18 protein-coding genes are annotated in these 17940 nt (G+C 70.7%); 9 read left to right on the forward strand and 9 right to left on the reverse strand.

The features are described 5' to 3' along the window. Window position 1: 1 nt before the first annotated feature. The 8 genes from ACYVAQ_RS03705 to ACYVAQ_RS03740 are packed head-to-tail and all read left to right on the forward strand — an operon-like array spanning window position 2 to window position 7911. Window positions 2-1171, forward strand: a complete 1170-nt coding sequence (locus tag ACYVAQ_RS03705; RefSeq protein WP_460787114.1) for an MCE family protein — start codon at window positions 2-4, stop codon at window positions 1169-1171. Further along, window positions 1168-2199 carry an MCE family protein gene (locus tag ACYVAQ_RS03710; RefSeq protein WP_460787115.1) on the forward strand — a complete coding sequence of 344 codons (1032 nt, stop codon included), beginning with the start codon at window positions 1168-1170 and terminating at the stop codon, window positions 2197-2199. Before ACYVAQ_RS03705 ends, ACYVAQ_RS03710 begins: the two co-directional genes overlap by 4 nt. Further along, window positions 2196-3185 (forward strand): MCE family protein, encoded by a 990-nt coding sequence (locus tag ACYVAQ_RS03715; RefSeq protein WP_460787116.1) that lies wholly within the window; start codon window positions 2196-2198, stop codon window positions 3183-3185. Before ACYVAQ_RS03710 ends, ACYVAQ_RS03715 begins: the two co-directional genes overlap by 4 nt. After that, on the forward strand, window positions 3182-4396 hold the full coding sequence (locus ACYVAQ_RS03720; RefSeq protein ID WP_460787117.1) for an MCE family protein: 1215 nt from the start codon (window positions 3182-3184) through the stop codon (window positions 4394-4396). The genes ACYVAQ_RS03715 and ACYVAQ_RS03720 overlap by 4 nt, the downstream gene beginning before the upstream one ends. After that, window positions 4396-5598, forward strand: coding sequence for an MCE family protein (locus ACYVAQ_RS03725; RefSeq protein ID WP_460787118.1), 1203 nt, complete (start codon window positions 4396-4398; stop codon window positions 5596-5598). Before ACYVAQ_RS03720 ends, ACYVAQ_RS03725 begins: the two co-directional genes overlap by 1 nt. Then, window positions 5598-6899 (forward strand): MCE family protein, encoded by a 1302-nt coding sequence (locus tag ACYVAQ_RS03730; RefSeq protein WP_460787119.1) that lies wholly within the window; start codon window positions 5598-5600, stop codon window positions 6897-6899. Before ACYVAQ_RS03725 ends, ACYVAQ_RS03730 begins: the two co-directional genes overlap by 1 nt. After that, window positions 6896-7435 (forward strand): hypothetical protein, encoded by a 540-nt coding sequence (locus ACYVAQ_RS03735; protein ID WP_460787120.1) that lies wholly within the window; start codon window positions 6896-6898, stop codon window positions 7433-7435. Before ACYVAQ_RS03730 ends, ACYVAQ_RS03735 begins: the two co-directional genes overlap by 4 nt. Next, window positions 7432-7911 carry a hypothetical protein gene (locus ACYVAQ_RS03740; RefSeq protein ID WP_460787121.1) on the forward strand — a complete coding sequence of 160 codons (480 nt, stop codon included), beginning with the start codon at window positions 7432-7434 and terminating at the stop codon, window positions 7909-7911. The genes ACYVAQ_RS03735 and ACYVAQ_RS03740 overlap by 4 nt, the downstream gene beginning before the upstream one ends. Before the next feature lie 74 nt (window positions 7912-7985). Here ACYVAQ_RS03740 and ACYVAQ_RS03745 read toward each other — a convergent pair whose 3' ends face one another. Then, window positions 7986-8552 (reverse strand): TetR/AcrR family transcriptional regulator, encoded by a 567-nt coding sequence (locus ACYVAQ_RS03745; protein WP_460787122.1) that lies wholly within the window; start codon window positions 8550-8552, stop codon window positions 7986-7988. 88 nt (window positions 8553-8640) lie between these two features. On the opposite strand from ACYVAQ_RS03745, the gene ACYVAQ_RS03750 reads away from it, so the two are divergent. Further along, the gene (locus ACYVAQ_RS03750; RefSeq protein WP_460787123.1) at window positions 8641-8967 is read left to right on the forward strand and encodes a DMT family transporter; all 327 of its coding nucleotides are present in this window, start codon (window positions 8641-8643) and stop codon (window positions 8965-8967) included. 87 nt (window positions 8968-9054) lie between these two features. Here ACYVAQ_RS03750 and ACYVAQ_RS03755 read toward each other — a convergent pair whose 3' ends face one another. The 8 genes from ACYVAQ_RS03755 to ACYVAQ_RS03790 all read right to left on the reverse strand — a co-directional run bounded on the left by ACYVAQ_RS03755 (window position 9055) and on the right by ACYVAQ_RS03790 (window position 17871). Continuing rightward, a complete protein-coding gene (locus ACYVAQ_RS03755) occupies window positions 9055-11595 on the reverse strand; it encodes an ATP-dependent Clp protease ATP-binding subunit (protein ID WP_460787124.1) in 2541 nt (846 codons plus the stop codon). 102 nt (window positions 11596-11697) lie between these two features. After that, entirely contained in the window at window positions 11698-12030 is a 333-nt protein-coding gene (locus tag ACYVAQ_RS03760) for a histone-like nucleoid-structuring protein Lsr2 (RefSeq protein ID WP_460787125.1), read from the reverse strand. A 115-nt stretch (window positions 12031-12145) separates the two neighbouring features. Further along, window positions 12146-12940: a type III pantothenate kinase gene (locus ACYVAQ_RS03765; protein ID WP_460787413.1), complete on the reverse strand. Its 795-nt coding sequence runs from the start codon at window positions 12938-12940 to the stop codon at window positions 12146-12148. A gap of 35 nt (window positions 12941-12975) precedes the next feature. Then, on the reverse strand, window positions 12976-13899 hold the full coding sequence (gene nadC, locus ACYVAQ_RS03770; protein WP_460787126.1) for a carboxylating nicotinate-nucleotide diphosphorylase: 924 nt from the start codon (window positions 13897-13899) through the stop codon (window positions 12976-12978). Window positions 13900-13901: 2 nt separating this feature from the next. Next, a complete protein-coding gene (locus ACYVAQ_RS03775; protein WP_460787127.1) occupies window positions 13902-15548 on the reverse strand; it encodes an L-aspartate oxidase in 1647 nt (548 codons plus the stop codon). Next, the gene (gene panD / locus ACYVAQ_RS03780; protein WP_460787128.1) at window positions 15548-15967 is read right to left on the reverse strand and encodes an aspartate 1-decarboxylase; all 420 of its coding nucleotides are present in this window, start codon (window positions 15965-15967) and stop codon (window positions 15548-15550) included. Before panD ends, ACYVAQ_RS03775 begins: the two co-directional genes overlap by 1 nt. A gap of 127 nt (window positions 15968-16094) precedes the next feature. Then, window positions 16095-16967: a pantoate--beta-alanine ligase gene (gene panC / locus ACYVAQ_RS03785; protein WP_460787129.1), complete on the reverse strand. Its 873-nt coding sequence runs from the start codon at window positions 16965-16967 to the stop codon at window positions 16095-16097. A gap of 4 nt (window positions 16968-16971) precedes the next feature. Further along, entirely contained in the window at window positions 16972-17871 is a 900-nt protein-coding gene (locus ACYVAQ_RS03790; RefSeq protein WP_460787130.1) for a Rossmann-like and DUF2520 domain-containing protein, read from the reverse strand. Window positions 17872-17940: the final 69 nt, after the last annotated feature.

Here is a 17940-nt window from a genome sequence, read left to right on the forward strand (position 1 = left end):
GATGCATCTCCTCGACCGCAAGACCGCCTACGGGGTCATCTTCGTGGGCCTCATCGCGCTGATCATCGCGGCGACCATCGCCAGCTACCAGGGCGCCTTCCAGTCGACGGTCCCCGTCGACGTGCACACCGACCGGGCCGGCCTCACGCTCGCGCACGGAGCGCCGGTGAAGTACCGCGGCGTCCAGGTGGGCCACGTCGACGAGGTCACCACCGACGGGAGGACCGTCGACGTGAAGCTCGCCATGAACTCCGGCGACGTGAGGATGGTGCCCGCGTCGGTGACGGCGCAGATCGTGCCGCCCACGGCGTTCGGCGGCAAGTACGTCCAGCTGACGTCGGCGACCAACGCGGCCGCGACGCCGATGGCCGCGGGCGACGTCATCGAGGCGACCAGGGTGACGGTCGAGATCAACGACGCCTTCGAGAACCTCACCCAGGTCCTCGACGCCGCGCACCCCGCGCAGGTCAACCAGGCACTCACCGCCGTGGCCAGCGCGGTCGACGGCCGCGGGCGGCTGATCGGCGACCTGATCACGCAGACCGACACCTACCTGCGCTCGCTCAACCCGTCGCTGCAGACGCTGAGCACCGACCTGGGCCGGACCGACGACGTGGTCGACACCTACGCGCGTTCCGAGCACGACCTGGTCGACACCTTCGCCAACCTCGGTACGACGTCGCAGACCCTCGTGCAGCAGCAGGCCTCGCTGAAGGCGCTCGAGCTCAGCCTCACCTCCTTCAGCGGCAAGGCCGACACGCTGCTCAAGCAGACCCGGCACGGCATCGTCGCCGCGCTCACCACGACGCAGCCCGTCAGCGCCGTGCTCGCCCGCTACTCCCCCGAGCTCCCCTGCCTGGTCTTCGGGCTCGCCTCGGCGAACAAGCTGGCCGAGGGCGCAGTCGGCGGCACCAACCCCGGCGTCACCACCATCACCCGCCTCGTCCCCGGCGCCGACCCGTACACCTACGCCAAGAACCTGCCGCTGCTCGGCGAGGACAGCGGCCCGCACTGCTTCGGCCTGCCGTACGTCACGCCGGCCGAGGCATCGCGACCGCAGCCGGTGTTCCACACCGGCGCCAACCCCTACGCCACCGGTACGTCGACCGCCACGAAGCAGGCCTCACTCCGCGCCCTGTTCGGCCAGCTGGCAGGAGGGAGCACGCGATGAGGGGTAGCAGCGCGCTGCGCAAGAAGGAACGCGCGGACCTGATCAAGTTCACGATCTTCCTGGTCGTCGCAGCCATCTTCACCGTGTGGGTGGGCATCATCACCGCGTCGTACCGACCGGGCTCGCGGACCTCCTACCACGCGATCTTCAACGACGTGTCCGGCCTGAAGGTCGGCGACGAGGTCCGCGTGGCGGGCGTCGACGTCGGCAAGGTGCAGGACATCCAGGTGCAGCCCGACAACACCGTCGAGGTCACCTTCAACGTCGCCCAGTCGCAGGGCCTGAACGCCGCGACGGACGCGACCATCCAGTACAAGAACCTGATCGGCGAGCGCGTGGTCCAGCTCAGCACCAGCAACCGCAACGCCCCGGCGCTCCCGACGGGCGGCACCATCCCGGTGTCGCGCACCAAGCCGGCTCTCGACCTGGACGACCTGCTCAACGGCTTCAAGCCGCTCTTCGCCGGGCTCAGCACCGCGCAGATCAACGAGCTGTCCGGTGAGCTCATCCAGGTCCTGCAGGGCCAGGAGTCGGCCGTCAACACGCTGATCAGCCACGTCGGCTCCTTCACGACCGCCATCGGCGACCGGGAGCAGGTCGTCGGCCAGGTCATCGACAACCTCAACGCCGTGCTGGGCACGGTCGACCAGCGCCGTGGCACCCTCGGCCAGCTGATCACGAACCTCTCCCAGCTCGTCCAGGGGCTGCACCACCAGGACACGCAGGTGCTCGACGCGGCCGGGCAGATCGCGCCCCTCGCCCGGCAGGCGGCGTCGCTGCTCCAGTCCTCGCGCGCCGACCTCGGCACCGACCTGACCCAGCTCACCGTCGCGGCACGGAGTGTCAACAAGAACTCCGCGACGCTCAACAAGGTGCTCGAGCTGCTCCCGCACCACTACGCGATGATCCAGGACACCGCGTCCTTCGGCAGCTTCTTCAACTTCTACCTCTGTGGGGTGAAGGTGATCACCGACGTCACCGGCACGATCCCGATCACGACCTCCGGAGCGGCGAGGTGCGCCCGATGAAGATCATGAGCGCCGGCAGCCTCGCCGTCCGCGGCGTCATCGGCACCCTCGTCATCGTGCTGGCGGTCCTCGCGAGCATGAACCTCAACAAGCTGCCGCTGATCGGCAACAACGACGTCATCCACCTCGACTTCGCCGAGGCCGGCGGGCTCAAGGCCGGCGACGTGGTCCTGGTCTCCGGCGCACAGGTGGGCAAGATCCGCTCGATCAAGATCGAGGGCACCCACGTCGTCGCCGACGCCGTCATCACCGACAGCAAGCTCCGGCTGGGCCAGGACACCACGGCGGCGATCGTCACGATCACGCTGCTCGGTCGGGCGGGTGTCCAGCTGACGCCCGCCGGCACGGGTGACCTGAAGGCCGGAGACACGATCCCGGTCGAGCGGACGTCGTCGCCGTACAACATCACCAGCGCGCTGAACGAGCTGACGGTGAAGACCTCGGCGATCGACAAGGCCAAGCTCACGAACGCGCTCGCGCAGCTGTCCACGACCCTCGACACCTCGCAGCACAGCATCGGACCGGCGCTGCGTGGCATCACGTCGCTGTCCTCGGCGATCGCCGGCAACGACGCGAACCTGCGCTCGCTGCTCGGCCACGCCAACCGGGTGACCGCGGTGCTGGCCAGCCGGAACAAGCAGATCACTCCCCTGCTGACCTCCGGACGCGCGCTGCTCGCCGAGCTCACCGCCCGTCAGTCCGTGGTCGTCGCGCTGCTCCGCGACGGCCGGACCCTGGCCCACCAGCTGCAGCTGGTGCTGTCCCAGAACGACGGCCGCCTCGGGCCGGCCCTCGACGAGCTCGACAAGCTGCTCGGCGTACTCAACAGGAACCGGAGGAACCTGCAGCAGGCCATCACCGGGCTGCGCGGCTACGCCACCGCCTTCGGTGACGCGATCGGCAGCGGGCCGTGGTTCGACGCCTACGTCCAGAACATCACCTCACCGGGGACCCTGGTGCCCGGCCTGTCGGGAGTGACCCAGTGAACGCGCTCTCCAGCATCCTGTCGCCGAAGCGGATCATCACGATCGTGGTGATCGCCCTGGTCGCCGCGGTCGGGTGGCAGCTGTTCAAGGACGGCAGCACGACCACGATCAAGGCCACCTTCGCCTCCGGCGAGGGCCTGTACGTCGGCGACGACGTGAAGGTCCTCGGGGTGAAGGTCGGCAAGGTGACCCAGGTCGACCCCACCGACGACGGCGTGGTCGTCACGCTCGCGGTCGACTCCGGCCAGCCGATCCCGGAGGACGCCAAGGCCGCGATCGTGTCGCCGAGCCTGGTGAGCGGCCGCTTCGTCCAGCTGACGCCGGCGTACGCCGGTGGCGCGAAGATGGGCGACGGCGACGCGATCCCGGAGGCCCGCACCGCCGTGCCACTCAGCTTCGACGAGGTCAAGCAGCAGCTCATCGACCTCACCGGCGCCCTCGGTCCGCGGGGTGGCCGGAAGGGGTCGTTGGCCACGGCGATCAACGCCATCGATCGCAGCCTGCACCACGGCAACTCCACCCAGCTGCGGCAGGCGATCGCCGAGCTGCGCGGGGCCGCCGGCTCCCTGTCGAACGGGCGGGGCGACCTATTCTCGACCATCGCCAACCTGAACACCTTCACCCGCAACCTGGCGATCAACGACGCCGCGGTGCGGGGCTTCACCCAGCAGCTGACCGGCGCCAGCGCCGTGCTCGCGAACAACCGGCAGAACCTCACCGGCGTGATGCGCGACCTGAGCACGGTGCTGCGGACCACCTCGGTCTTCTTCCAGCACCACCGCGCGCGGCTGACGCGGTCGCTGCGCGGGCTCAACACCACGGCCGCCACCGTCGCGTCGCGGTCCAACCAGCTCGCCGGCGTCCTCCACGTCGCACCCCACTCGCTCGTCGACCTCAACAACATCATCCAGAACCGGGCCCTCACCGCCCGCGCCGCGCTGGCGAACTTCGACAACGTCCCGCAGCTGATCTGCGGCGCGATCCTCGGCTCGGGCGGGACCGCCGCCCAGTGCAGCGCGACGCTCCAGCCGCTGCTGGACCTGCTCGGCCTGTCCAACCTGACGATCCCCGGGATCCCCCACCCGACGACGTCCAAGGGCACCAGCACCGCGAAGGGCGGCCAGCAGGGCGGCCTCGGCGGTCTGGTCCAGAGCACCACCGGCGGCCTCGACGGCCTGCTGTCCGGGCTGCTCGGCACGGGAGGCAACTGATGAAGCGCACACACACCTGGCGCCGCTGGGCCGCCGCGGGTGCCGTCCTGGTCGGGCTGACGGCCTCGGGCTGCCAGATCCAGCCCAACGACAACACCCTCCCCGGGCAGGTGGCGGTCGGCAGCGACGGCTACACGGTCACCGTGCACTTCAACCAGGTCGAGAACCTGGTCCCGAACTCCACGGTCCAGAAGGACGACGTCACCATCGGCACCGTCGCCTCCATCGACGAGAAGGACTGGCAGGCCGTCGTCACCCTGCGGCTGCGCAAGGACGTGCACCTCCCGGCCGACGCGATGTTCTCGATCGGGCAGAAGACCCTCCTCGGCGCCCAGTACGTCGATGTCACGGCCCCGTCGCGCGGCAGCGCGAAGCAGCTGGCGGACGGCACCGTCGTCCCGGCCTCGCAGACCGGCAGCTACCCGTCGACCGAGCAGGTCCTCGGCGGCGTCGCGCTGCTGCTCAACAACGGCGGGCTCTCCCAGATCAGCACGATCACCGGCGAGCTCTCGACCGCGCTGCACTACCGCGTGCCCGACACCCGGGCCTTCGTGCGCGACGCCAACCAGCTGCTCGCCGTGCTGGACCACAACAAGGGCGCCGTCGTCACGGCCCTGAACTCACTCGACCGGCTCAGCCGCGGCCTGCGCAACGACAAGGACCGGATCGGCACGGCCATCGACCGGATCGCCCCGGGCCTGAGGGTTCTCGAGCAGGAGCGGGTGCGTCTGGTGCGGGCGGTCACGGCTGCCGGGCACGCGAGCGTGCGGGCCGTGGGCGTCGTACGCGCCAGCAGGGAGGCGCTGCTCGGCAACCTCGACGCGCTGGTGCCGATCCTGACCAACCTCGGCAGGGCCAGCAGCAGGCTTCCCGAGGCCCTGAAGATCGGCCTCACCATCCCGTTCCCGGTGATGACGTCGATGAACGCGGTCCGTGGTGACTACGCCAACCTCTTCCTCACCCTGGACCTGCGGACCCAGAGCCTCCCCGACGTCGGCCAGCTCCTCGGCGGCCTACCCATCGCCAACCAGCTCACCGACCCGGTGCAGGCCCCTCTCTCCGCGGGCACGGGCACGACCGGCACGAGCGGTGGCGCGAAGAAGCACCGCTCCTCGCAGTCCCCGGCCTCCCCGACACCGAGCGCGTCGCCGAGCGCCTCGTCGGGCTCGTCCTGCCTCCTCCAGCTGATCGGACTCTGCTGATGATCCTCACCAGACTCGTCAAGAACCAGCTGCGCATCTTCGCGGTCCTGGCGGCGTTCGCGATCGGCATGACGGTCTTCGTCTACGCTCGCATCCCGGCCATGGCCGGCCTCGGCGTCTACAACGTCTCGGTCGACTTCCGCGACGCGAGCGGCCTTTACCCGAAGGCCCTGGTGACCTACCAGGGCGTGAAGGTCGGTCAGGTCTCCTCGCTCAAGCTGTCGCCGACCGGCACGGTCGCGGTGCTGCGCATCGACAACGACACCTTGATCCCGTCCGACGCCGTCGCGCACCTGCACAGCACGTCCGCGATCGGCGAGCAGTACGTCGACCTCACCGGCACCGGCACGGGTCAGTACCTGGCTGACGGCGCGGTGATCCCGCCGGACAGGGCGATCGAGATGCCCCAGATCACGCCCGTGCTCGACAAGCTCAACGCGCTGCTGAAGTCCGTGCCCAAGCAGCAGACGACCCGGGTCCTCAACGAGGTCGGCCAGGGGCTGGGGGGCTCGGGCCGCGACCTCGGCCAGGTCATCGACTCGACCGGCTCGCTGCTCTCGACGGCCCAGCAGCAGATCGACGCGACGACCTCGCTGATCGCCTCGCTGCAGCCGGTCCTCGGCACCCAGGTCGCGCTGAGCCGCTTCACCGGTGCGTACGCCCGCTCCCTCAACGCCCTCTCGACCGCGGTCGCCACGCACGACGGCGACCTGCGCGGGCTGCTCGCCCACGGCGCTCCGGGACTGAGCTCGCTGAGCTCGACGATCGACAGCCTGCAGCCGATCCTGCCGACCCTGCTCACGAACCTGACCACGGACGCCTCGGTGCTGAGGACCTACCTCCCCGAGCTCAAGGAGACCCTGGTCGTCTACCCGGCGACCGTCGCCTCCCTGCAGTCGGCGGTCAACCCGCGAGCGTCCGAGGGCGACGTGCAGCTCGACCTGCGCTCGACCTTCGACGACCCGGCCACGTGCACCACCGGCTACCTGCCGTCGAAGGACCGCCGCAGCCCCGCCGCCCGCACCACCCGGCGGGTCGACACGCTCGCGCACTGCAACGTCGCGCCGTCGAACCCGATGGTCGTCCGCGGCGTACGCAACCTGCCGTGCCCGAACTCCTCGGCCCGCGGCCCGCTCCCGTCCTCGTGCGGGATCCGCTTCCGCGGCGCCCGCCAGCTCGTCTCGCCGTCCGCGACGACCGCCTACGACCTGGCCCTGGGCCGCGGCACCTCCTCCGCGACCTCCCCCTCCGGCAGCAGCTGGAAGATCCTCGTCCTCGGACCGTTGGGACTGACCCCGTGAGCGACACCATGACCGAACCCCTGACCACGTCCGCCGCCGCCGCCGTCTCCACCCGGCTCGGCGCGCACTGGCGCGAGCTCACCCTCGGCGTGCTCGCCGTCGCGCTCCTCGCCGTCGCCGCCTGGCGCGGCTCCACCTGGTGGCACCTCGAACAGCAGCAGAGCGATCGGGCCTCGGCGATCTCGGTCGCCTCCGCGGAGGTCACCGGGCTGACCAGCCTCAGCGCGGGCAGCTCCGAGGCCGACATCGACGCGCTGCTCGCCCGAGCCACGGCCGGCTTCAAGTCCGACCTCGGCAAGCAGTCGGAGACGCTGAAGAACGGGCTCACCAAGAACCACGTCACGGCCAACAGCTCGGTCGTCTCGGCCGGCATCACGTCGTACGGCGACGACAGGGCGACCGTCATCGTCGCTGCGGCGGGCACGGTGAAGAACCGCAGCACCACCCAGGCGCAACCGCGCAACTACCGCGTGCAGGTCAGCCTGCAGAAGACCGGCGGCACCTGGCTGGTGTCGGGACTGGAGCTGGTGTCATGAACAACCCCCGCAACCGCCTCCTCGTGCTGGCCGCTGTGGTGGTGCTGGCGCTCGCCGCGGCCGTCACGACCTTCGTGGGCGCCCACGGCGCGCAGGCGACCGCCGACGCCCGCACCGCCGCGCTCGAGGCCGCGACGACCCGCGTCCCGGCCCTGCTCTCCTACCGCGTCGAGAGCCTCGCCGCCGACCTCGCCGTCGCGAACCAGCAGACGACGGGCAGCTTCGCCGCCGACTACGCCAAGATCCTCGCGACCGTCGTCAAGCCGACCGCCACGAAGAACGGCATCAGCACCGACGCGGAGGTCTCCTCCGCCGGCGTGGTCTCCGGCGACGCGAACCGCGTGGTCGTCCTGGTCTTCCTCACCCAGACGACCACCAACAAGGCACAGCGCCAGTCGGTCTCCGGCAGCCGGGTCGAGGTCACCCTGCAGCGCACCGGCGACACCTGGAAGATCGCCGACCTCCAGCCCGTCTGACCCGCGAGTTCGGGCTTCTGGTCAGCCGAAGCCCTGGATTCGGCTGACCAGAAGTCCGAACTCGCGGGTCAGGGTCACGGGCTCGCGATGGCGTGGACGGCGTCGGCCAGGTCCTCCACGGCGCGGGTGAGCTCCCGGCTGCCACGGTCCAGGGGCAGGTCGAGGTGGAGGCCCATCATCGCGGAGTCCATCAGCAGCACGGCGCGCGGCGCGACCTTCGGCGGACAGCCCGCGGCCACCAGCCACTCGCCGAGGGCCTGGACCCAGACCTCGTTGGCGGAGCGTACGACGCCGGCGTACGGCTCCTGGCCGAAGAGACCGAGCGCGGCCGCCTCGACGTACAGGCGCTGGCACCGCTCGAGGTGGCCCGAGCTCCAGGCGGCCCAGAGGTCGAGCACCGCACGGCGTACCGAGCGAGCCCGTGGGAGTGCGCGGACCAGCTCGATCGAGCGCTGGTTGGCCGTGTGCAGGACGGTCGCGACCAGGTCGTCCTTGTCCGCGAAGTGGTAGAGCAGCATCCGGTCGCTGGTCCCGATCGCCGCCGCGAGGGGGCGCAGGCTGAGGCCGATCAGCCCGTTGTCGAGCGCGTAGTCCGTCGCCGCCTCGGCGAGCCGCGCCCGCTTCTCCGTGTCCTTCGCCACTGTCGCCACCTCCCGCTTGGCTTTCACTGTAGCAGGTGCTACATTTCTGTAGCAGTTGCTACAAACCCATCGGAAGGAGGTGTTGTGAATGTTCGCCTGGATGCTCCTGCTCGCGGCGATCGGGGTCGAGGTGTCGGCCAGCGCAGCGCTGTCCCGCACCGAGGGCTTCCGTGACCCGTTCTGGACCGTGCTGGTCGTCGGCGGCTACGCGCTGTCGATCTGGCTGCTCACCGTGGTCGTCAAGCAGCTCCCCATCTCCATCGCGTACGCCGTCTGGGCCGGCCTCGGCACGGCCGGCATCGCCGTCGTCGGCGTGCTCTTCCTCGGGGAGCGGCTGGACCCGATGAAGCTGGCCGCGCTGAGCCTGATCGTGCTCGGCGTCGTGCTGCTGAACCTCACCGGCACCGCCCACTGATCGAAAAAGCACATCGCACCTGGCGTTCTGGCTGGGATCCGCAAGGATCCTCGACCAGATCGCCAGGTGCGATGGTGCTTCAGCAGGTCAGCTCAGGTTCTCCTCGGACGCCTCGCCACCCTCGGCCACCGCCTCGAACGGCGGCAGGTCGGGCAGCTCGGCGATCTTCTGGCCCTTGAAGGTGAACTTCGCGGCCGGGCCCTCGCCCTCGACGTCGACCAGCACGATCTGGCCGGGGCCGACCTCGCCGTACAGCATCTTCTCGGCGAGGATGTCCTCGATCTCGCGCTGGACGGTACGCCGCAGCGGGCGGGCGCCCAGGACCGGGTCGAAGCCCCGCTCGGCGAGCAGGTTCTTCGCGGCCTGGGTGAGCTCGAGCTGCATGTCGCGGTCCTTCAGCCGGACCTCCACCGCGGCGATCATGTTGTCGACCATCGCGATGATCTGCTCCTGCGACAGCGGCGGGAACACGATGATCTCGTCGACGCGGTTGAGGAACTCGGGGCGGAAGTGCTGCTTGAGCTCCTCGGACACCTTCGCCTTCATCCGCTCGTAGGAGCCCGCGGCGTCGCCGGACTGCTGGAAGCCCAGGTTGATGCCCTTGGCGATGTCGCGGGTGCCGAGGTTGGTGGTCATGATGATGACGCAGTTCTTGAAGTCCACGACGCGGCCCTGCGAGTCGGTCAGGCGACCTTCCTCGAGGATCTGCAGCAGGCTGTTGAAGATGTCCGGGTGCGCCTTCTCGACCTCGTCGAAGAGGACCACGGAGAACGGCTTGCGGCGCACCTTCTCGGTGAGCTGGCCGCCCTCCTCGTAGCCGACGTAGCCCGGAGGCGAGCCGAACAGCCGGGAGACGGTGTGCTTCTCGCCGAACTCGCTCATGTCGAGCTGGATCAGCGCGTCCTCGTCGCCGAACAGGAACTCGGCGAGCGTCTTGGACAGCCACGTCTTTCCGACACCGGACGGGCCGGCGAAGATGAACGAGCCGCCGGGACGCTTCGGGTCCTTCAGGCCGGCACGGGTACGACGGATCGCGCGGGACAGCGCCTTGACGGCCTCGTCCTGCCCGATGACGCGCTTGTGCAGCTCGTCCTCCATCTTGAGCAGCCGGGTGGACTCCTCCTCGGACAGCTTCACGATCGGGATGCCGGTCGCCACGGCGAGCACCTCGGCGATCAGCTCCTCGTCGACCTCGGCCACCTCGTCCATGTCGCCCGCGCGCCACTGCTTCTCGCGCTCGGCCTTCTTCAGGATGAGCTGCTTCTCCTCGTCGCGCAGGCGCGCGGCGGCCTCGAAGTCCTGGCCGTCGATGGCGCCTTCCTTGCGCTGGCGGACCTCGGCGATCTTCTCGTCGTACTCACGCAGGTCGGCGGGCGCCGTCATCCGGCGGATCCGCAGCCGCGAGCCGGCCTCGTCGATCAGGTCGATGGCCTTGTCCGGCAGGAACCGGTCGGAGATGTAGCGGTCGGCGAGGGTGGCCGCGGAGACGAGCGCCTCGTCGGTGATGGTGACGCGGTGGTGCGCCTCGTAGCGGTCACGGATGCCCTTGAGCATCTCGATGGTGTCCGCGATGGACGGCTCCGGCACCTGGATCGGCTGGAAGCGGCGCTCCAGCGCGGCGTCCTTCTCGAGGTACTTGCGGTACTCGTCGAGGGTCGTCGCACCGATCGTCTGCAGCTCGCCGCGGGCCAGCATCGGCTTGAGGATGCTCGCCGCGTCGATGGCGCCCTCGGCCGCACCGGCACCCACGAGGGTGTGGATCTCGTCGATGAACAGCACGATGTCGCCGCGGGTGCGGATCTCCTTGAGCACCTTCTTCAGGCGCTCCTCGAAGTCACCGCGGTACCGGGAGCCGGCGACCAGGGCACCCAGGTCGAGGGTGTAGATCTGCTTGTCCTTGAGCGTCTCGGGGACGTTTCCCTTGACGATGTCCTGGGCCAGGCCCTCGACGATCGAGGTCTTGCCGACACCGGGCTCACCGATGAGCACCGGGTTGTTCTTGGTACGCCGGGACAGCACCTGCATGACCCGCTCGATCTGCTGGTGGCGACCGATGATCGGGTCGAGCTTCCCCTCGCGCGCGTCCTGGGTGAGGTTGCGACCGAATTGGTCGAGGACCAGCGACGACGACGGGGCGTCGGTGCCGGCACCGGTCGTGGCGCCGGCGGCCTGCTGGCCGGACTCCTTGCCCTGGAAGCCGGAGAGCAGCTGGATGACCTGCTGGCGCACCCGGTTGAGGTCGGCGCCGAGCTTCTGCAGCACCTGGGCGGCGACGCCCTCGCCCTCACGGATCAGCCCGAGCAGGATGTGCTCGGTGCCGATGTAGGAGTGACCGAGCTGCAGCGCCTCGCGCAGGGACAGCTCGAGCACCTTCTTGGCGCGCGGCGTGAACGGGATGTGCCCGGACGGGGCCTGCTGGCCCTGGCCGATGATCTCCTCCACCTGCGCGCGCACGGCCTCCAGCGAGATGTCGAGCGACTCCAACGCCTTCGCGGCGACGCCCTCACCCTCGTGGATGAGGCCGAGCAGGATGTGCTCGGTGCCGATGTAGTTGTGCGAGAGCATGCGGGCCTCTTCCTGGGCCAGCACAACAACGCGTCGGGCTCGGTCGGTGAACCGCTCGAACATATTCGCTCCTCCAGACTCGGGGGTCACTTCCCAGACAACCCCACGAGCAGCCTACGCGTTCCCGCCAGCGGGATTATCCGCGTGCGCTCACAGCGAACAGGCTCAGTTGGCGCTCTCGTAGGCCTCGCGCACGTCGGCGGGGATCCGGCCGCGCTCGGGCACCGAGTGGCCGTTGGACTTCGCCCACTCGCGGATCTCCCGCGCGGAGGCACCGGCGGTCGAGGAGGCGGCGGCCGCGCGAGCGGTACGACGGGCGGCGCGACCGACCTTGCGGCCGTGGCCGACGTAGGGCGCCAGCGCCTCACGCAGCGCCGCGGCGTTGGCGTCGCTCAGGTCGATCTCGTAGCTGCTGCCGTCCAGCCCGAACACGACCGTCTGGGTGGCGTCGCTGCCGTCGATGTCGTCGACGAGGACGATGTTGACCTTCTGCGCCATCTGCTTTTCTCCGCTCGAATGCGTTGAGGACAGCGGCCCGATATGTGACCGCATTTCGATGAATAGTGTCATATCCACCGAATTCGGAGAACTAAGTCGGCGTCACTCCACGATTTCAGCGGGCGTTGCGGGCGAAAACCTTCGCCAGCCCCTCGAGGGTGAGAAAGGGCCGGTGCGTCGTGAAGCAGTCGCACTCGTCAACGACCAGCGGCGCGAGATATCCGGTGGAGATGATCGCGACGGATCCCGGCTCCGCGCCGAGCGCGGCGGTGAGGCGCGCGACCATGCCCTCGACCTGGCTGGCGACGCCGAAGACCATGCCGGACTGCAGCGCTTCCACGGTGTTCTTGCCGATCACGCCCTTGGGGCGGACCAGCTCGACCTGGCGCAGCTGGGCGCCGGAGCGGCTCAGCGCGGCGAGGGAGACCTCGATACCGGGGGTGATGGCGCCGCCGACATACCGTCCCTGCGCGTCGAGGACATCGAAAGTCGTCGCCGTCGAACCGAAATCCACGACGATGCTCGGAGTCGCGATATCGGCGGCGGCGAGCGCATTGATGATCCGGTCGCTGCCGACCTCCCGCGGGTTGTCGACCTGGATCGCGACCCCGGTGCGGACACCGGGTTCGACGATCACCTGCGGGATATCGGCGAAATGCCGGGAGAGCATGTCGCGCCACTCGTTGAGCACCGACGGCACCGTGGAGCACACCGCTATCCCGTCGACCTGCCCCATGGCCGCACCGAGGACGCCGCGCAGCAGGACGGCCCACTCGTCGGAGGTACGCCGGGCGTCGGTCGACACCCGCCAGTGCGCGCCGACCTCGCCGTCGCTGACCAGACCCAGCACGGTGTGCGCGTTCCCGATGTCGGCGGCCAGGAGGACGCTCGGGGGCTGCGCCCCCGAGATCCCCCCGCTGGGGGCTCCGCCCCCAGACCCCCAACTCACGGAGTTCCGTCTCTGAAGTCGAGGCCGAGGTCGAAGACCTTGACCGAGTGGGTGAGCGCGCCCACCGAGATGAAGTCGACGCCGGTCTCGGCGACCGCCCGCGCCCGCTCCAGCGTCAGGCCGCCCGATGCCTCGAGGGTGGCGGTCGGCGCGAGCCCGTCCCGGATGCGGACGGCCTCGGTCATCGCGTCGATCGACATGTTGTCGAGCAGCACCTCGACGCAGCCGGCCTCGAGCACCGCGCGCAGCTCGTCGAGGTCCATGACCTCGACCTCGACCCGCAGGCCGGGGTTGGCGGCCACGACGGCGCGGTACGCCGGCACCACACCTCCCGCGGCGACCGCGTGGTTGTCCTTGACCATCGCCCGGTCGACGAGGCTGAACCGGTGGTTGACCCCGCCGCCGCAGCGCACGGCGTACTTCTGCAGGGCGCGCCAGCCGGGGAGCGTCTTGCGGGTGTCGAGGACCCGCGCCTTCGTGCCCTCGAGCGCCTCGACCCAGAGCGAGGTCGCGGTCGCGACGCCGGAGAGGTGCGAGGCGAAGTTGAGGGCGGTCCGCTCGGCGGTGAGCACGCCCTGGACCGGGCCGGTCGCGGTCAGGACCACGTCACCGGGCTTCACGTGCGTGCCGTCGGGGATGCGTCCGGTCAGCTCGACGGTGTCGCCGAGGGCGTAGCGGAACGCCAGCTCGGCGATCGCGAGCCCCGCGACGACGCCCGGCTCGCGGGCAGCGAAGTCGCCGACGGCGACCCCCATGTCCGGCATCGCCGCGCTGGTGACGTCGTCCACGCCGCCGGGGAGGTCCTCGTCGAACGCGAGCGCGACGTGCGTGTAGATCGCCCGCGGGTCCAGCCCTGCGGCGGCGATCTCGTCGACGAGGGCGGTGGGCAGCTCGTCGTACGGCGTCCGGGCGATCCCCATGCTCAGACCTCCCCGTCGGTGGCGGGCGCCGGGTGGAAGGACACCGCGGTGGCGCCGTCGGCCATCACCACGTCGAAGTGACCGGCCCAGTCGGCGTCGTCGCGCTCGGGGAAGTCCTCGCGCCAGTGCGAGCCGCGGGTCTCCTCGCGGAGCAGGGCGGCCGCGGCCAAGGCGGTGCTGATGGTGACCAGGTTGGTGGTCTCCCAGGCGTCGGGGCCCACCTCGTCGGCGGCCACGCCGGCCAGCTTGTCGAGCACGGCACGAGCCTCGGTCAGGCCGGGGGCGGTGCGCAGCACGCCGACCCGTCCGCTCATCGTCTCCTGCATCTCGTCCCGCACCGATCCCGAGACCAGGCCCGCGGCGCGGGGGTCCGCGGCGGGCTCGGCCCACGGCCGCAGCTCCCCGGGCAGGACCTTCGCGATCCGGCGCGAGAAGACCAGGCCCTCGAGCAGCGAGTTGGAGGCGAGCCGGTTGGCGCCGTGCACGCCGGAGCAGGCCACCTCGCCGGTGGCGTAGAGGCCCGGGACCGTCGTACGCCCGTGCAGGTCGGTGGCGACACCACCGGAGGCGAAGTGGTGGGCGGGCGCGACGGGGATGAGCTGGGTGACCGGGTCGACGCCGTACCGGCGCGCGGTCGCGAGGATCGTGGGGAAGCGCCTCTCCCAGAACTCCGCGCCGAGGTGGCGCGCGTCGAGCCACAGGTGCGGACGGCCGGTCTCGAGCATCCGCTTCATGATCGTCTTGGCGACGACGTCGCGGGGTGCCAGGTCGGCGAGCTCGTGCACGCCCTGCATGATCCGGTTGCCGTCGTCGTCGACGAGGAAGGCCCCCTCGCCGCGCACCGCCTCGGAGATCAGCGGCTGCTGGCCGTGCGAGTCGGGACCGACATACATGACCGTCGGGTGGAACTGCACGAACTCGAGGTCGCGCAGGATCGCGCCGGCGCGCAGCGCGATGGCCATCCCATCGCCCGTCGACACCGCCGGGTTGGTGGACTGCGCGAAGACCTGGCCGAGGCCACCGCTGGCGAGCACGACCGCCCGGCAGTGCACCGCGCCGACACCGTCGCGCTGGCCCTCGCCGAGCACGTGCAGCGTCACGCCCGCGACCGCTCCGTCGGCGTCCAGCAGCAGGTCGACGGCGAGCGCGTGCTCGATGACCTCGATCTGCGGGGCGTCGGCGATGGCCTTCATCAGGGCGCGCTGGATCTCGGCGCCCGTGGCGTCGCCGCCGGCGTGGGCGATCCGGTCGCGGTGGTGGCCACCCTCGCGGGTCAGCGACAGGTCGCCGGCGGCGTCGAGGTCGAAGTTGGTGCCCTGCTTGAGCAGGTAGCGGACCGCCTTCGGCCCCTCGGTGACCAGCACCCGGACGGCCTCCCGGTCACACACGCCCGCCCCGGCGACGAGGGTGTCGTGCTCGTGCTGCTCAGGGGTGTCGCCCGGCCCGAGCGCGGCCGCGATCCCGCCCTGGGCCCACTGCGTGGACCCGGCGCTGAGCACGTCCTTGGTCACCAGCAGCACCTTGTCGACCTTCTTGCGCAGCCGCAGGGCCGCGGTCAGGCCGGCGATGCCGGAGCCGATGACGACGACGTCGGCGCGCGTCGTCCAGCCGGGTTCGGGTGCGGTGAGGCGCCCAGGCAGATCTGGCATCAGCGAGCGGCCACCGCGTCGCCGCGCTCGAGGGTCGCGTCGCCGAAGGTCTCGGCCGGGTCGAAGCCGGTGGCCAGGATCTTGTTGTCCTGGTCGACGAAGACCACGTGCGGCTGGTGCTCCTTGGCCTCCTCGGTGCTCATCTGGCCGTAGCCGATGATGATGACGAGGTCGCCGGGGTGCACCAGGTGCGCGGCGGCACCGTTGATGCCGATCACGCCCGAGCCGCGCTCGCCGGCGATCGTGTAGGTCTCCAGCCGGGCGCCGTTGGTGACGTCGACGATGTGGACCAGCTCGCCGGGGAGCAGGTCGGAGGCCTCGAGGAGGTCCTCGTCGATCGTCACGGAGCCGACGTAGTGGAGGTCCGCCTGGGTCACGGTGGCCCGGTGGATCTTGGACTTCATCATCGTGCGCAACATTGCTGTCTCACTTCGTTCGACGGAAGGGCTACGGGCCGCTTCGCGGCGCTGTTGGTTGGTTCCGCCCGACAGGCTCGCTTCGCTCGCGTCGGGCGGGCTCGCTCGTTCCTCGTGAGCGAGTGCTGGGTCATCCACCACCTCCGAAGACGAGAGGCATGTTGTCGATCAGCCGGGTCGTGCCGACCCGGGCCGCGATGAGGATGCGGCCCTCGCTGCCGGGTTCGGGGTAGTCCGGCGGCGTGCTGAGGTTGGTCTCGGTGAGGGCGAGGTAGTCGAGCTCGACCGCGGGCTCGCCCTTGATGACGCTCATGGCGGCCCACCGGGCCGCCGGTACGCCGTACGACGCCCGCTCCTGTGCCGCGCGCAGCGCCCGGCTGAGAGTGACCGCCTGCTGCCGCTGCTCGTCGTCGAGGTAGCGGTTGCGACTCGAGCGCGCGAGGCCGTCCGGCTCGCGGTCGGTCGGGGCACCGACGACCTCCACCCGCAGGCACAGGTCGTCGACCAGCCGCCGGATCAGGGCCAGCTGCTGGTAGTCCTTCTCGCCGAAGACGACGAGGTCCGGGCGGATCAGCCCGAAGAGCTTGGCGACGACCGTGAGGACGCCGCGGAAGTGGCCGGGACGGCTCGCGCCCTCGAGGATGTCGGCCGTCGCGCCGGGGTGGACCGTCACCGGGTCGGCGTCCAGCGCGTGGGGCACGCCCGTCGGGTACATCTCCTCGACGCCGGGCGCGAAGACCAGGTCGACGCCCTCGCGCTTGCACACGTCGAGGTCGGCCTCCTCGGTGCGCGGGTAGCGGTCGAAGTCCTCGTCGGGGCCGAACTGCAGCGGGTTGACGAAGATCGACACGACGAGCGTCGCGTCGGCGCCGGCGCGCTCGCGGGCCAGCCGCATCAGGGAGGCGTGGCCGTCGTGCAGCGCACCCATCGTGGGCACGAGCACGACCGGGCGCGACCGGTCGATCATCGCGTCGAGGTCGACGCGGGTGCGGGCGATCTCCACCGTTCTACAGCTCCACCTGGGCGCGCGCGGCGGCCGCGTCGAGCACCTCGAGGATCCGGCGGGCGCGGATCGGCAGGACCCGGCCGTCGGTGACCGCACGGCTGAGGGTGGCCCGGGCCATCGCGACGTACGACGGCAGGGTGTCGGGCCGGGTGCGCTCGATCTCGCGCACGTGCGCGGCGACGGTCTTGAGGTCGCCGCGGACGATCGGGCCGGTCAGGGCCGCGTCACCGTGGGCGAGAGCGTTGTCGAGGGCGGCCTGGAGCAGCGGGCGCAGCGTACCGGCGGTGTCGTCGACCCCGGCCGCGGCCAGGAGGCCCATCGCCTCGCTGACCAGGGTGACGAGGTGGTTGGCGCCGTGGGCGAGGCCCGCGTGGTAGAGCGTCCGCATCTCCTCGGGCACCCACGTGGCGCGGCCACCGAGGTCGTGCACGAAGCGCTCGGCCAGGGGGCGCTCGAGCGGACCGGCGGTCAGGCCGAAGACGCAGCCGGCGAGCCGGTCGAGGTCGACGGCGGTGCCGGTGAAGGTCATGGCGGGGTGCAGCGCGATCGCGCGGGCGCCGACCCGGGCGGCGGGCTCGAGGATCGCGAGGCCGTGCGCGCCGGAGGTGTGCACGACGTACTGACCGGCGCGGAGCGCACCGCTGTCGGCGAGCATCGTGACGACGTTGGAGAGCATGTCGTCCGGGACGGTCAGCAGCAGCAGGTCGGCCTCGCGCGCGACGGTCGTCGGCTTGTGGAGGGGTACGCCGGGAAGCAGGTCCGCGGCGCGGCCGCGCGAGGCGTCCGACTCACCGGCGACGGCGACGATCTCGTGTCCCGCGGCGCGCAGCGCGGCGGCGAGGACAGAACCGACCCGACCGGCGCCGATGACACCGACGCGCAGGGCAGGGCTGCTGTACATGGGCGAACCTTTCGTTCCAATCCCACCGGCCACCCGCGGGTGCGGGCCGGTGTGGGTACCGGACGTGTG

It is taken from the genome of Nocardioides maradonensis, assembly GCF_054777115.1.

Coding starts and splice junctions, on each gene's coding strand:
- ACYVAQ_RS03705 (WP_460787114.1), top strand. CDS start 2: ATGCATCTCCTCGACCGCAAGACCGCCTACGGGGTCATCTTCGTGGGC.
- ACYVAQ_RS03710 (WP_460787115.1), top strand. CDS start 1,168: ATGAGGGGTAGCAGCGCGCTGCGCAAGAAGGAACGCGCGGACCTGATC.
- ACYVAQ_RS03715 (WP_460787116.1), top strand. CDS start 2,196: ATGAAGATCATGAGCGCCGGCAGCCTCGCCGTCCGCGGCGTCATCGGC.
- ACYVAQ_RS03725 (WP_460787118.1), top strand. CDS start 4,396: ATGAAGCGCACACACACCTGGCGCCGCTGGGCCGCCGCGGGTGCCGTC.
- ACYVAQ_RS03730 (WP_460787119.1), top strand. CDS start 5,598: ATGATCCTCACCAGACTCGTCAAGAACCAGCTGCGCATCTTCGCGGTC.
- ACYVAQ_RS03740 (WP_460787121.1), top strand. CDS start 7,432: ATGAACAACCCCCGCAACCGCCTCCTCGTGCTGGCCGCTGTGGTGGTG.
- ACYVAQ_RS03750 (WP_460787123.1), top strand. CDS start 8,641: ATGTTCGCCTGGATGCTCCTGCTCGCGGCGATCGGGGTCGAGGTGTCG.
- ACYVAQ_RS03755 (WP_460787124.1), bottom strand. CDS start 11,595: ATGTTCGAGCGGTTCACCGACCGAGCCCGACGCGTTGTTGTGCTGGCC.
- ACYVAQ_RS03760 (WP_460787125.1), bottom strand. CDS start 12,030: ATGGCGCAGAAGGTCAACATCGTCCTCGTCGACGACATCGACGGCAGC.
- nadC (WP_460787126.1), bottom strand. CDS start 13,899: ATGGGGATCGCCCGGACGCCGTACGACGAGCTGCCCACCGCCCTCGTC.
- ACYVAQ_RS03775 (WP_460787127.1), bottom strand. CDS start 15,548: ATGCCAGATCTGCCTGGGCGCCTCACCGCACCCGAACCCGGCTGGACG.
- panD (WP_460787128.1), bottom strand. CDS start 15,967: ATGTTGCGCACGATGATGAAGTCCAAGATCCACCGGGCCACCGTGACC.
- ACYVAQ_RS03790 (WP_460787130.1), bottom strand. CDS start 17,871: ATGTACAGCAGCCCTGCCCTGCGCGTCGGTGTCATCGGCGCCGGTCGG.